This window comes from Kyrpidia spormannii, assembly GCF_002804065.1.
In the GTDB taxonomy this organism is placed as follows: domain Bacteria; phylum Bacillota; class Bacilli; order Kyrpidiales; family Kyrpidiaceae; genus Kyrpidia; species Kyrpidia spormannii.
This window is the reverse complement of sequence record NZ_CP024955.1, coordinates 2,845,141-2,858,920: the sequence shown is the minus strand read 5'-3', so window position 1 is coordinate 2,858,920 and position 13,780 is coordinate 2,845,141. Positions and strand designations below refer to the sequence as shown.

Here is a 13,780-nt window from a genome sequence, read left to right as displayed (position 1 = left end):
CGAGCGGGTTGGCTTGCCGCGGTGTGGACAGGTGCAGGGCGGGGGAAGAGGCTCGCCGAAGGAGGTATTTGGCGGTGGACGAGAAAATACCGGTGTCGCCCGGGGATGAAGTGGACGTGGTGCTTCATCGGGTGACCCAGGAAGGCAAAGGGGTGGGCCGGATCTCGGCGGCCGGGTCGTTGGGCCAGGCGGACCGAGGCGGGTTCACCCTTTTTGTGCGGGGCGGGTTGCCCGGGGAGCGCGTCAGGGCCCGGGTCACCCGGGTGGCCCGGGGATACGCCGAGGCGGACATGGTCGCGGTGGTGGAGGAATCCGCCGACCGGGTGCGGCCGCTCTGCCCGGTGTTTGGGGCGTGCGGAGGGTGCCAGTTCCAGCACGGGGCTTATGGGTGGCAGTTGAGCGTCAAGAGGGTCCGGGTCGGTGAGACGTTGGAGCGGATCGGTCGTTTTCGGACGGTGTTCGAGGAGGGTGAGGATCCGGGGGTCGGCGAGACGGCCAGGGGGTCAGATGGGGGGCCGGGAGGCGCTGGGAAGCCCGAGGTCGTCGCAGGGGAGGGCCATGTGCCCGCCTCGCCCGGGTTGGATCGCCCGGTGGGCCCCGTGATCATCCACCCGACCGTCGGGATGGAATCCCCTTGGCGTTATCGCAATAACATCCATATGGCGGTAAAGGATCGGGGCGGGCGGTTGGTGGCCGGCTACTATTCCTCAGGAGGCCGGCGGTGGGTGGCGGCCGAGGATTGTCCCATCGCGGATGAACGACTGGTGGCGTTGATCCAGGCCGGACTGCGGGCGGCCGAAAGGTGCGGTTGGCAGGCGGCGGAGGAAACGGCGGGGTCCCGCTCCCAGGCCGAGCTCGCGACGGGCCGGGGTCGGTTGTACCATGTTGCGGCCCGGGTGGCGCCGGGGACGGGGCAGACGATGCTCATCGCGGTGGTGGACCGGGAGCGGATGAACCGGATGGGGGAGTTTGCTGCCTGGGTGCGGGACGCGGTTCCGGAGGTGACCAGCGTGATCCTGAATGTCCGGCGGGGGCGCGGAGACGGGCCGGTTTACGGAAGGCGGTCGATTGCCCTTTACGGTCCCAGCCGGATCGTGGATCGAATGGGTGGATTATGGTTTGAAATTTCGCCGACGTCCTTTTATCAGGTGAACAGCTTGCAGGCGGAGCGCATGTACGAGCTGGCGATGGAGGCCGCCGGACTCGACGGCTCCCAACGAGTGGTGGACGCCTACTGCGGGGTCGGAACTTTGTCGTTGTTTCTGTCCCGGGGTGCCTCCCAAGTGACAGGCATTGAAGTCGCTACGGAGGCCGTGGCGGACGCCCGCCGAAATGCGCGGATGAACCGAATCGAGAACGCGCGTTTTCAGGTCGGCGCCGTGGAGGAGCTTTTGCCAAGCCTGGTGGCCGACCGGCGGCCCGACGTGGTGACCCTCGATCCCCCCAGGCGGGGGTGCGGCCGGGCGGCGTTGGAGGCCCTTGTCCACGCCAAAGTCCCCCGAGTGGTCTATGTGTCCTGCGATCCCGCCACTCTGGCCCGGGATTTGCGCGTTCTCGCGGACGGCGGGTACCAGGTCCGGGAGGTTTGGCCGGTGGACATGTTTCCCCAGACCGGGCATGTGGAGAGCGTGGCGCTGCTGGTGAGAGGGGATGTTTTCTAATTGGACTTGTTTCTCACTTTTCTGTTCGGAGTGCAGAATCGGTCCCCTGCCCGTGTTGTGAGGGGGCGCTTGGCGTGATTTGAGATGATCCAATGGCAAATAGACAATAGACTTACAAGAGACCAAGCAAGATCGGTTTTTGAAGAGTATTCGCGAGAAATGGGCCGGGTTCCGCCAGTCTGTGGTGCAGGCTCCCTCGGCAGCCGAAGCGCCGCCGGCGGCGGAATGACGCGCGGCCTGCTCATCGGGAACCGTGCCCTTGGTCCCTACCGTGCGACCATAAGCCTGCGCTCGTTGTTTGACGGACATCCTCACCTTGTCCATCACTCATATGTTCCGGTTCTAAGCCGACGCAGGAAGAGTTCAAATGGAATGAATCAACTCCCCAAGAAATCGGTTGGCAGCGGTTTTTCCAGCAGCTATAGCTTCTTTCGCCAGGTCGAAGCGATGAGCGTCGATGTGGTCTATATCCGGATGAATGACCCAATCGGCCGCTGAAGAAGAATCGTTTTGAGCGGCCAACTGGGCTTCCAGTGCATCTACACTGGCAAGGAGAGTCTTTAGCAGGCCGAATCGGTTGCTTTTTTCCAAGGGATGGGGTGCGTGAGTTTCCTCGTTGAGGAGACCGACTACCTCCATGGCACGGGCGACAGGGGAGTGGTTGACAGAATCGTGCACCTCCTGCAAGAAAGAACGCAGGCGTGTCCAACGAACTCGCGCAAAGGTCGCTGTAACCGTCCACCTGTCTCGACTGGAACCCACGTCCACGGCGACAGTGGGAGCCGGGGATAAGGAACTGGCCGCATTCGATGGAACTCGGTTGCTCACACCGCCGTTCACCAAGAGACGGGAATTCAACGGCATCGGAGTAAACAACCCGGGGACTGAAATGCTTGCCCTTACGGCGTCGATCACCGAGCCGTGTCGTAACACGGCAGTTTCTCCGGTTACAAGGTCCGTGGCCACAACGGCCAGAGGTACCTTGAGGTCCTCAAAATGCACATCCCCGATTAACCTGCGCAGCTCTTGGGCAACCCGATCTCCCTTGATCAATCCGCCACTCAAAAACGCAAAATCGGCGAATTTGATTAAATCGATCAGACGGATCTTCAATGCAGTCTCTTCAAGAATATTCAATTTCCCTGCTCCGTAGGCCGCTGCAACCAGAGCTCCCATGCTGCAACCCGCGATCGCGACAACGGGCACGCTTTCTCTCTCCAGTGTTTGGAGAACCCCGATGTGGGCCAATCCCCGGGCGGCGCCGCCTCCCAACGCCAGGTTGACACCGTTCGTCAATTTTTTGGTTTTTTGCACCTTTCCCCTTGACATGGACGTTTCCCTTTCCTTATCATGGCCATGATTATGGGTTTTTTGGGGGGATTGAGCATGTCCCTTACGGAACGCCGCAGGCAATTTCTGCAACAACTCGTCGGATTATATCAAAAGACAACCTGTCCCGTTCATTACATAACCCTGGCGAAAGCTTTGGGGGTCAGCAAATGGACGGCCTATGACATGTTGCGGGAATTAGAGAAATTAGGATATTTATCTCGAGATTACATCCACGAACATGGAGGGGCAGGAAGGTCGCAGATCGTCTTCGTGCCAACCGAAAAGGCTGTTCAATTGATTTCCCTGGTTTATGAGAACCGACTGGTGCCCGCCGAATGGAGCGAGATGGAGCGAAATATGATCGGCTTGTTGCAAGAGTTGCGACATGCGGAGATGGGATTCGCCGTCAGCCGCCTCATCGAGACCGTCTCCCATACGCCCAATGGAATCACATTTTGCCTTTCGTTGTTGGGACTACTGACCCTTTTCCTCAGCCACGCAGAAGAGCCCGTGAGAACGACCGTTGAACAAGTCATTTTGAGCCTCGACCAACCGAGAACGCGCATCCTCGTCTTCATCGGCACCATGCTGGGAATTGTGGTCCAGACGGTGAGCGACGAGCTCGGACGGGAGACATCCCGTCTGATCGGCCGTGCTCTTTGCTGTGTACAGGAACTCTCGGAAAGCGAGCTCATCCAGTTGGCCAACTTTCTGTCCAAGGCGCTTCAGCAAGTCCAATGAGAGATGAGGTGTCGTGCGTTGCAGAAATGGTTGGTGCTCGCGGTGGTGGTCCTCGGATTGTCGTTGGACCTGCTGGATATGACCATTGTAGAGGTGGCGATACCGGATATCATGAACCAATTCGGCGCCGATATTCACCTGGCCCAATACGTGGTTACCGCGTACATGATGACCATCGGGCTGGTGGAACCGGTGACCGCCTATTTGGCCGAGACCCGTGGCATGAAGAAAATGTACATTAGAAGTCTGGTCGTGTTTATCTTGGGGTCTGCGTTGTGCGCCGAATCGTGGAGCATCGAGTCGTTGATCGCTTTTCGTGTTGTTCAGGCGATAGGTGGAGGCATGATCATGCCCTTGTCGTTGGCCATTGTCCAAAAAGTCTTTGGCAAAGAGGAATTGCCGTTAGCCATGGGTTTAATGGGCGTTCCCCTATTGATCGCCCCGGCTGTAGGGCCCGTGTTGGGAGGATACTTGGTGGAACATTTCAGCTGGAAATGGATTTTTTGGCTGAATATTCCTGTCGGCATACCAGCCTTCCTCGCCGCAGGGCTCGTCCTGACAGAATTTGAAACGATGCAGAGAAAATTTGACGCTCTCGGCTTCATTCTGTCGGGCATCGGTTTTTCGAGCCTGCTGTTGGCCATCAGTAACGGTCCGGACGAGGGATGGGGTTCTGCATCTATTGTCGGTCTGTTTTTCCTTTCCGTCTCCTGCCTCACCCTCTTTGTGTGGGTGGAGGCAGTCGTCTCAGATCCGCTGTTGGACCTGCGCCTCTTTCGCCACCGCATTTACACGTCTGCCACCTTCGTGACGTTTTTTCTCATGATGAGTCTGTTCGGAAGTCTATATTTAGTTCCCTTGTTTTTGCAACAATTGCGAAATATGGGTCCTGTCGACGCCGGACTGGCCTTGATTCCCGAAGTGCTGGGAGCAGCCCTGTTAGTGCCGGTCAGCGCACTCCTCCTCCCCCGGGTGGGAGCCACTTGGTTGACCATCGCCAGCGTGGTTGTCATGACCGCCGGAATGATGCCTTTGACAAGTCTCGAAATGGATACCGACCTCCAGATTCTCAAGCAACATCTAGCAGTGATAGGCTGCGGCCTGGGACTGGGCATCATGCCGGCCGTTACTCTCGCATATAGTACCGTTCCCGACGTTTTAGTGAATCAGGGTTCGGCATTTCTAAACCTCGTCCGGCAGATTGGCAGTGCACTGGGGGTTGCGCTGTTGACAACCATTCTTCAGGAAAGGCAACCCGTGTACCTGACGAGATATGCCGAGACCATTACTGTTGGCTCCCCTGCGGAGCAAGCGTGGAACCAGGTGGCCGTTTCTTTACAGGGCATGGGCTATTCGGTGGGGGAAGCGCAGCAACTGATGGTGTCTCTACTGGTTCAATCGGTTGAAAAGGCGGCGTCCGTTCTGGCGTTTCACGATGCTTTTTTTGCGGCGGTGGTGTTCGGTTGGCTGACGATGGTGCCCGCCCTTTTTCTGTATCAAAGGCACATAGGAGAACCATGAAAGTAAAGGAAGGCTGTCAAGCGTCTGAGAAAATGACAGGTTTATGAGTCTATAAAAGTATCAGGGATAGACCTGACTGGAGATCCTCCGAGTGACGAAACGTGATCGTCCCTCAAGGGAGGCCGGTTAACTGGCAACCGACTACCACGCCAGCTCCGATTGGCGTCCAACGGTCCGCTATGTTCCAGCGGGAGATCTAAGGTGGCTGACGCTGAAATACAACGGATAACGGTTTTTGGCCTTGGTGGTGAGCCTTACTGCTAAGTATCCTGCGCACCGCGCTCAGCAGCAACCGGAGCAATTCCGGAGAGAGAAGGCCAGCCCGATCTCGGGACCGGCTGGAGACAGGGAGGAGAGAAGACGAGGCCATGAAGCGAAGATTGATCTTAGTCGTTCTTGTGATTGCTATCGTGGTCGCTGGAGGGGGGATTGGCGCCTATTACTGGTACAACGCAACCCATTACGTCTCCACGGACGACGCGCGCATTGCCGGGGACGTGTACCGGATCATGCCCCGGGTGGCCGGGAAATTGACGGCCTTGAACATCCAGGAAGGGGACTATGTGGTGGCGGACCAGATCGTCGGCCAGCAAGAGATCAGCAATTTGCCCAACAGCCAACTGGATAACGCCCTCTTGCGGGCGCCGGCCGACGGCACGGTGATCAAGACCCTGGCTAAAGTAGGGGAAGTGGTGTCGCCGGGACAGCCGGTGGCCTTGATTGTCAACAAAAAGCAGGTGTACGTCTCGGCCAACATTGAGGAAACCGACCTGGCGAAAGTGAAGACCGGGCAACCGGTCGATTTTACCGTGGACAGCTATCCTGGAATGCTTTTCGCCGGGAAAGTGAAAGAGATCGGGGAAGCGACCAACTCCACCTTTTCCGCCATTCCGGCGGTCAACACCAGCGGGAATTTCACCAAAGTGACCCAGCGCATCCCGGTGAAAATCTCCATCGACGATCTCCACGGCGTGGATTTGTCGCCCGGGATGAGCGTGGAAGTCCGCATTCATCTGAAGGATAAGGAGGGGACACGGACGTGATTCATTGGCCGGTCAAACAGGTAGGTATGTGGTTGGCTGCCTCGTCCGCCGTGCTCTTCCTGGCGTCCGGTTGCTCCCTGCCGGGATCGGCGGCGACCTTGTCCCAGCCGGGGACGCCGGAGGTGCAGGTGTTCACGGTGGCAGGCGGGGGCCAGACGGTGACAGGCAAGATCGCGGCGGCCGACGAAGTGAAGGTGTCGTCGAAACTTGGCGCGCGGGTCACCGCCGTACACGTCAAAGAAGGTACCCGGGTACATAAAGGACAAGTGCTGGTCGAGCTGGACAGCTCCGATTATCAAGCCCAGGTGAACCAGGCCCAGGCCGGGTTGCAGCAGGCCCAGGCGGGACTGGCTGCCGCCCAGGCGAAACTGGCGGACACCAAGGCGGGCAGCCGGCAGGAGGAGTTGCAGCGGCTCCAGGCGGCGGTGGAACAAGCCCATGCGGCCTATGCGAATGCCCAGGAAAATTACAATCGCACGAAGAATCTCAATGATGCCGGGGCGGCGTCCAAAGCGACCCTGGATCAGGCCGAGTTGGCCGTCGCCCAGACGAAAGGCGCCCTTGAGCAGGCGCAGGCGCAGCTCAATCTCGCCAAGGCGGGAGCAACGGAAAACACCATTGCCGCCCTTGAAGCCCAGGTGAACCAAGCCCAAGGGGCGGTGAACCAAGCCCAAGCCGCCTTGCAAGCGGCCCAGAACAACTTGGTGAACACCAAGATCGTTGCGCCGATGGACGGGGTGGTGGCCGCAAAGAACATCAACGTCGGCGAGATGGTGCAGCCGGGCGCGCCCTTCTTGACCTTGGTCAATCTCGACTCCGTCCGAGTGGCGGTTAGCGTGCCCCAGTCCCTGTTGCCCAGTCTCCACACGGGCCAGACGGTCGGGGTGCACGTGCCGGAACTGGGCGAGGAGACGTTCTCCGGGACGATCACCTTCATCAGTCCGGTGTCCGACCAAAACAACAACACCTTCCCGGTCAAAGTGGAGGTGCCTAGCCCTGACCTCCGGTTGCGGGCGGGGATGGTGGCCGACGTGACCTTTGGCGCCACCGGCCAGGCCGGCGTGGAGATCCCCATGAAAACCCTTGTTAAACAAGAGGGGAAAACCTTCGTGTACAAGCTCAACGAGGACCGTGTCCAACTCGTTGAAGTGCACGGCCAGCAGAAGGACGACCACTGGTTCATCGCTTCGTTGGGGGTGAAAATCGGCGATAAATTGGTGATCGAACCAGGGCCCGGTTTGAAAGACGGCGCCCAAGTTCACGTGCGCAGAGGGGAGACGCCATGAGCCGCGAGGCGACAACCGCTGCCCCCGCGGCTGTTGAGGAAACGGCCAACTGGTTGGCCTGATCGTGGTCATGATGGTGCCAAGGAGAAATTTCCCGATAATCTGATCTCTAGTGGTGACGGTGGTGACCCGGAATCGTATCTCAACGTGCTTCATTTCAATGGGCGCACAGGTGAACTTGTCGACGCTGGGGAAGACATTCACGTCCTTGTCTTTTTATGGTGACGGGGTTCTGGTATGCCCCTCCGGGCGTCACTAGTCGATAATCCGAAGCCCTTTTCCAGCCCTGATTTCTTCGATTCCTTCTTCGCAAACACCATAGGATCGCCAAGGGCACGTGGGACATAGGATCGAAATGTCCCTTGGTACCATGTTCTCCCGAATGAGCTGTTGAATTTCGCTCCACGGAAGGCTTTGTCCGACCCGCAGGCCCAGTTTCTGAAGCACGGCGGAGTCGCGTTCATGGATGTTTGTATCGTCGCAGTGATAGGGTTGAGATTCCGGGAATTTTACGCATAGATCATCAGGCCCAGCTATGAGGAGAATCTCCGTTTCCGGTGCCATGCGCAAGGTTTGGTGAAGACGAGTCATGTTTGCGGCGTATTCGGGAGAGTATCCCATGCCTCGGTATCCAAGCAGACATAAAAGATGGTGACCTCGCAATCGAAACATTGGACGGCTCCCCGTCTCCTTTGTTCAGAGATTCCTTTCTAATAGACTTATATTCCAATCTTCGTGGTTAAATTTCCTGGATGAAAGCATTTTGGTGATCCCAATGGACGCCCGGAGCGCCGGCCACATCCACCTGTGTTTATGCTAGCACATCGGCGGAACGACGATGAACTCCGGTCCGGCCCATGAAAGGGCTATCATCACTTCCCTGCTCAGTTTTTTTTAGATCGTCATTATAGGCGCTGAACAGGGGTCCGTTGTCTCACAAGGCCAAGCTTTCAAGTGTTCACCCGGTCGGCTGCCGTTTCTTGTACTTTCTCCACCATGTAAGCGTTTTTCGCACCCTGATGACCTTGTCACTGACGAGTTCCAAGATGACAATATCACGGACGAACAGCAGCACGCACTGCGACCGCTTGACAGATGTCGAATAATGTAGGATTATGTTGGGACAAGGTGAATAGGTCGATAGAGTTGTCTCAGGGCAAACTAGCGGAAACGCTAGGACGCAAAGCCACGGGTCTAAGGGCACATGTGCCTATGATCGCCGGGTTGCCACTCGCAAAGGATGAGGCGCCCTGCAGGAAAAGGGCGCTTTTTGACATCATTACGAAGGAGGGTGAAGGAATTGGATCAATTTCCAAATAAACCCTCACCGGGGGGGGGGGGGGGGGGGGGGGGGTATAAATCCCCTAAAAACCCAAATCAATACAATTCCCTCTGCCGGAGTGTAGATGAGATCCTTAAACACGAAACGCTTGAAGTGGTTTATCAGCCCATCGTCAATCATGCCGAGGGCGTCGTTTTTGCTCATGAGGCACTAAGCCGTCCTCAGTACGGCGGCCATTTTATTCCGCCGGAAGTTTGGTTTCGTGCTGCTTACGAAAGCAAGCGTTCGATGGAAGCCGATTTATTAGCTCTCACTATCAGTGTAAATCGCCTCCGACTGTTGCCCCCTGAAATCAGTTCCATTCCCTTGTACGTGAATGTGATGCCGAGCAGCTTTGTTCAGGAGTCCTTTGTTGAACGGCTCGAAGTTTTGCTTCGAGAGGGACTGTGTGAACCAGACCAACTTGTAATCGAAATCGTCGAGTACATATCGTATGACCTTACTTTGTTGTCGAAAATGATCAAATCCATACGATCACTCGGCGTTCGGATAGCCCTTGACGATGTTTGTGCTGGGAGCACCAGTCTTGCGGGACTCTTTGAATTCGAACCCGATTTCGTCAAAGTAGACCGTACAGTGATTCAAGGGATTTCGATATCCTCTTCAAAACAGCGATTTCTATCCCGTTTAGTGAGATTTATGGAGTCCGGAAATTCAGTCATTGCTGAGGGGGTCGAAAACTACGAAGATCTGAATGCCATTCGGGAAGCTGGTGTCAATGTGAGTCAGGGATACTATTGGTCACGCCCGATGTCGATCAGTGAATTGTCGGATCTGCTCAGTGAAATTGAGAGAAAGAGGACTGAGTTGGCGGATCTTGCTCGGAATAGGGACGGCTCATTGACCGATAAGGCGGTGGTACAGAAAAGCCAAGAACTCGATACTCTGATTCATTTGTACCACCAATTATTGCGCAAGGATTTGTAGGTGGTCACAGAATCACCCTCCGTGTCGTTGGCGGCGACGGACAAGGATGAGAGGTGAGAGAATGCGGTCCTTGCTGGAGAAAGTAAGGCATTGGCTTTTCAAACCTCGCCTGTCAAGATCATCAGAACCTGAGACACAATCATTCCCGTCGTTTGAATCCAATGAAGAGATACGAAGCGTGCGGCATGGAACTGTCACTGTGGTGAACAATCAGCTTATTGTCTCTGACCCTGACGATGAAGGTTCATTTGCGATAATTGTTATCCCCGACGACCCTCGGTTGACGGTCGTGATTGACGGACAGAAATGTGTCGGAGAGGTCGTTGTTCATGAAAATCAACATATCGAGGTATCGCTGGCCAAGAGTTTGCCATCAATCCAATTTTCTACAAAAGTGACGAAGGACAACATGGAAGTCATTGGGAGAATCGACGTAAAACCGGGTGAAGAGCATCGTCTCAGAGACATGCACGGTGCGCATCGTGCGGTGCTGGAAATTGAAACAATAGATTTGCGTCCCGATCCATTGGGCACAGGCGAAATTGTGGCGCGGTTGGAGTCTGCGGGGTACGTCGGGGTACTTGACCCGACAGGAGTTGAGACCATTGCTCAGGCCAAGGACACGACCGAGTGTATCGTGTTGCGGGGAACTCCCCCCGTTCCAGGCCGAGCGGCTCGTTACAGACGGGTTGAACTTCCGAAGGTCCACGATCCTCTTCAGCGTCAGATGCCCATTACATCCATTGGTCTTGGCACAACGGTCGCTGTATTGGAACCAGAGATACCGGGTACGCCGGGGCGGGATGTGTTCGGCAGGGAGATTCCATGTTCAGTACACCGCTCGCTGCCAACGCTGGGTCAAGGTGTGATAGAAGTAAATGACCGCCTCGTGGCAGTTCGCAGTGGCCGACTGCTCTTTACGAAAAATCGTATCGATGTAATCCCGGAGTTGGTTATTGACCACGATCTTTCCAGCAAAGACGGGAAGGTTGAATTTGACGGGGACGTTGTGGTGTTGGGGTCGGTACTCGATGGTAGCTATATCAAAGCCATGGGGACAGTGCGGGTAAATGGTGGTGTGTTCCACTCGACGGTGCTGGGAGAACGTGGTGTGTCGGTACAGGATGCCATTGTGGGTTCGCAGATCGTGGCGGGAGCATCCAAACTTGTGTACACGAGGATTTATGAGATGCTGAAAAAAGGTATAGTGGAATATGAGAAGTTCCAAGCGGAGTTCCAGGAATTGTTGGGTCACGCCAGGCAGCGGATTGACCAGGGTACACACCTGGGGTTGTTGGCGGACGCACTGCTTACCACCCGCCATCCGGATCTGGAACGTTTTCTGCAATCCTTCTGCAACGAGACTGATGGAGTGCTGAACGCAGATGATCGGTATCGCCAGATCGTGCGTGAGATCCGCTCAAAGTGGTTCGGAATTGGCAGGACCAACATAACTGAACAGCATGTGATGGCTTTACACCACATGTTGGTTGATTACATCTTCCACATCGAATCGATGAAACACACTGAAACCGCCACGGTGAAGGCGGCCAGTATCACCTCCAGTTCGGTGAGGGCATCCGGGAGCATTGTGGTTACCGGGCCTGGTACTTACGCCAGCTCTTTGGAAGCCGGGAATTCAATCGTGATACGCGGCAGCATGCGGGGCGGATTTCTCGTAGCCCAAAATTTAATCGATATTGAAGAAATGGGTACTCCGTTCGGTATAGAGAGCAGTGCAAAAGTCGACAATCCGTCCGGGAGGATTCGGATTCGTTTACGGCATCCCAATACTGTGTTGCAAGTGGGCCATACCCGAGACAGGAACCTGGCTGTCGAATACAACACCGTGCTGTGGGAGGAACGAAATGAAGATCCGAACACTGCTCGTGGACAATTCGCCTGAGACGTTGACCACTTTCCTTTGATTAGCATACACCTTGGAAATGGAGCCGGTAATTCCGGAGATTCCTTCCGTGATGCCAAAGGTGTGCATATCCAGGTTGATCCCGCTTTTGGAAATTCTCGCGATACGAATGGTATACTGGATGGGAAACGTACGCGCCGGTAAACGGCGGATCGTCGATGGAATAATCCGATCGTAAGTGCACGCGGGAGGCCGGAAGATCGTGGAACTGGAGACAGAAAGACGAGATGGGACAGGTCCGCCGGCGTCGCCGCGCAGGAATCTTTTGCTGTTCACCATCGCCCTCGGGGTGCTGCTCAATCCGCTCAATTCGTCGCTGATCGCCGTGGCCCTGGCCCGGCTGGAGCACGCCTTTGGTCTGGATTTTGCCGCGGCGTCCTGGCTGATCTCGGCGTATTATTTGGCCAGTGCCATCGCCCAGCCGGTGATGGGCAAGCTGGCCGATCTGTTTGGGCGCAAAAGGGTTTTTCTCGCCGGCCTGATTCTGGTGGCGGTGTCATCGGCGACCGCTCCCTTCGCCCCGTCCTACGGGTGGTTGATCGCCTTCCGACTGATCCAGTCTTTTGGAAGCGGGGCGATTTATCCGGCGGGGATGGGCATCGTGCGCAATGTCATCACGGAGCGGCAGTCCCAGGCGTTGGCGTTTTTGTCGGTTTTTGCGTCGGGCGCCGCGGCCTTCGGGCCGTCCATCGGCGGCGTGCTGGTCCATTACGGCGACTGGCCGGCCATCTTCTGGGTGAATTTTCCGTTTGTTATCGCGGGGTTTGGGATGGCTTTGGCGGTGTTGCCAAAAGACAAGCCGCGCAAGCGGGCGGAATCGCTCCCCGGTTGGCTGAGATACTTGGATATTCCCGGCGTGGTGCTTTTTGCCGGAACCATCGTCACGGGGCTGCTCTTTCTCCTTTCGGTGACGGACCACCCGATTTGGGGCGCCGGGGTTCTGGCTGTCATCGCGAGTTTGGCCCTGGTCGCCGTTGAACTGCGGGTGGCGACACCATTTTTGGATGTGCGGATGTTTCGGCGCAATCTGTCCCTCACCTGGGTGTTGGTGCAATTCGTGACCGTGAACGTGATTTTTTACTCGATTTTCTTCGGAATGCCGACGTATCTGCAGGAGGCCCGGGGATTGAACGCCCAGGAGACCGGCCTTTTAATGCTGGCGGTGGCCGGGTTTGGGGTGATCGTCACTCCGTTGACCGGCCGCTGGGTGGCCAAAGGGGGCGTGCGCCCGCCTTTGCTTCTGGCCGGGATCTGCATGACGGTGGGATCCGCGTTGTTTTGGACCCTTCACAGCGCCTCGTCCGTCGCGTGGCTGGTGTTCTGTTTGTCGGTGCTCGGGGTGAGCAACGGGTTCAATAACGTCGGGCTGCAGACCGCCCTGTTTCAGGTGGCGCCGAAAGAGGTGATCGGCGTGGCGTCGGGGTTGTTCCAAACGTCCCGCTATATGGGAACGATCCTCTCCACGGTGTTGCTCGGGTTGTTTTTTGGCCATCACCTGGACACGACGAGTTTGCACGAGTTGGGTACCGTTTTGGCGGTTCTGGGCTTGGCGGTGATTTGGATGAGTTGGCGGCTCCCGGGGCGGTCCGAGGGGTGACGGTCGGCGTGTCTCGGGCCGCGGGGGACGCCCGTTAAACGGGCGCGGACGGGGATGCGTAGCGGCCCAGTGGACCGACCCACGCCCAGTCCGCAGCGACAGTCCCCGCATGGGCGGGGCCCCGATCAAAAAGGTCAACCCGTATTTCTCTACATACTCCAGGCATGTTCTCGGATTAAAATATCTCAGAATGACAATTTCACCCCCGACGTAGAGGGTGGGGGTTGGCCCGCCGGAGTGGAGTCCCCCGCGGTGAAACCAGGGGCTCATGTTCATGGTTTTATCGACGGGACTTAAGGGAAAATGCATGGCCACGTCATGGGCGGAGAGGACGTATGTTGTTCAGCGGTACCGTTACTTGAAACATATACATCTGTTTCAAGTACCCGTCCCTTGCGGGGCA

At 56.7% G+C, this 13,780-nt stretch carries 10 protein-coding genes and 1 riboswitch; of the genes, 8 read left to right on the top strand and 2 right to left on the bottom strand.

The window, feature by feature from the left end; translation table 11 throughout:
* Positions 1-74 precede the first annotated feature (74 nt).
* Positions 75-1,661 (top strand): 23S rRNA (uracil(1939)-C(5))-methyltransferase RlmD, encoded by a 1,587-nt coding sequence (gene rlmD, locus CVV65_RS14090; RefSeq protein ID WP_198592041.1) that lies wholly within the window; start codon positions 75-77, stop codon positions 1,659-1,661.
* 363 nt (positions 1,662-2,024) lie between these two features.
* Here the strand turns inward: rlmD and CVV65_RS14085 are convergent, their stop codons facing one another.
* Complete coding sequence (locus CVV65_RS14085; protein ID WP_100668664.1) at positions 2,025-2,990, bottom strand: patatin-like phospholipase family protein; 966 nt, start codon at positions 2,988-2,990, stop codon at positions 2,025-2,027.
* 57 nt (positions 2,991-3,047) lie between these two features.
* Here CVV65_RS14085 and CVV65_RS14080 point away from each other — a divergent pair, with 57 nt between their 5' ends.
* The 4 genes from CVV65_RS14080 (at position 3,048) to CVV65_RS14065 (ending at position 7,584) form a co-directional block, all read left to right on the top strand.
* Positions 3,048-3,734: a LexA family transcriptional regulator gene (locus CVV65_RS14080; protein ID WP_100668663.1), complete on the top strand. Its 687-nt coding sequence runs from the start codon at positions 3,048-3,050 to the stop codon at positions 3,732-3,734.
* Positions 3,735-3,752: 18 nt separating this feature from the next.
* Positions 3,753-5,255, top strand: a complete 1,503-nt coding sequence (locus tag CVV65_RS14075; protein ID WP_100668662.1) for a DHA2 family efflux MFS transporter permease subunit — start codon at positions 3,753-3,755, stop codon at positions 5,253-5,255.
* 368 nt (positions 5,256-5,623) lie between these two features.
* A complete protein-coding gene (locus CVV65_RS14070) occupies positions 5,624-6,298 on the top strand; it encodes an HlyD family secretion protein (protein WP_100668661.1) in 675 nt (224 codons plus the stop codon).
* The gene (locus tag CVV65_RS14065) at positions 6,295-7,584 is read left to right on the top strand and encodes an efflux RND transporter periplasmic adaptor subunit (protein WP_100668660.1); all 1,290 of its coding nucleotides are present in this window, start codon (positions 6,295-6,297) and stop codon (positions 7,582-7,584) included. The genes CVV65_RS14070 and CVV65_RS14065 overlap by 4 nt, the downstream gene beginning before the upstream one ends.
* 255 nt (positions 7,585-7,839) lie before the next feature.
* Here the strand turns inward: CVV65_RS14065 and CVV65_RS14055 are convergent, their stop codons facing one another.
* Entirely contained in the window at positions 7,840-8,205 is a 366-nt protein-coding gene (locus tag CVV65_RS14055; protein WP_331250468.1) for a DUF1284 domain-containing protein, read from the bottom strand.
* Positions 8,206-8,729: 524 nt separating this feature from the next.
* Positions 8,730-8,816, top strand: a riboswitch (cyclic di-GMP riboswitch).
* Positions 8,817-8,875: 59 nt separating this feature from the next.
* Between CVV65_RS14055 and CVV65_RS14050 the strand changes: the two genes are divergently transcribed.
* The 3 genes from CVV65_RS14050 (at position 8,876) to CVV65_RS14040 (ending at position 13,377) form a co-directional block, all read left to right on the top strand.
* Positions 8,876-9,853 carry an EAL domain-containing protein gene (locus tag CVV65_RS14050; RefSeq protein WP_232796633.1) on the top strand — a complete coding sequence of 326 codons (978 nt, stop codon included), beginning with the start codon at positions 8,876-8,878 and terminating at the stop codon, positions 9,851-9,853.
* 61 nt (positions 9,854-9,914) lie between these two features.
* Positions 9,915-11,759, top strand: a complete 1,845-nt coding sequence (locus CVV65_RS14045; RefSeq protein ID WP_157935539.1) for a FapA family protein — start codon at positions 9,915-9,917, stop codon at positions 11,757-11,759.
* Positions 11,760-11,982: 223 nt separating this feature from the next.
* Positions 11,983-13,377, top strand: a complete 1,395-nt coding sequence (locus CVV65_RS14040; protein WP_100669548.1) for an MFS transporter — start codon at positions 11,983-11,985, stop codon at positions 13,375-13,377.
* Positions 13,378-13,780: the final 403 nt, after the last annotated feature.

What these genes read in the sequence shown, in the direction of transcription:
- CVV65_RS14045 (WP_157935539.1), top strand. Translation starts at nt 9,915, where the DNA reads ATGCGGTCCTTGCTGGAGAAAGTAAGGCATTGGCTTTTCAAACCTCGC.
- CVV65_RS14070 (WP_100668661.1), top strand. Translation starts at nt 5,624, where the DNA reads ATGAAGCGAAGATTGATCTTAGTCGTTCTTGTGATTGCTATCGTGGTC.
- CVV65_RS14080 (WP_100668663.1), top strand. Translation starts at nt 3,048, where the DNA reads ATGTCCCTTACGGAACGCCGCAGGCAATTTCTGCAACAACTCGTCGGA.
- CVV65_RS14085 (WP_100668664.1), bottom strand. Translation starts at nt 2,990, where the DNA reads ATGTCAAGGGGAAAGGTGCAAAAAACCAAAAAATTGACGAACGGTGTC.
- CVV65_RS14055 (WP_331250468.1), bottom strand. Translation starts at nt 8,205, where the DNA reads ATGGGATACTCTCCCGAATACGCCGCAAACATGACTCGTCTTCACCAA.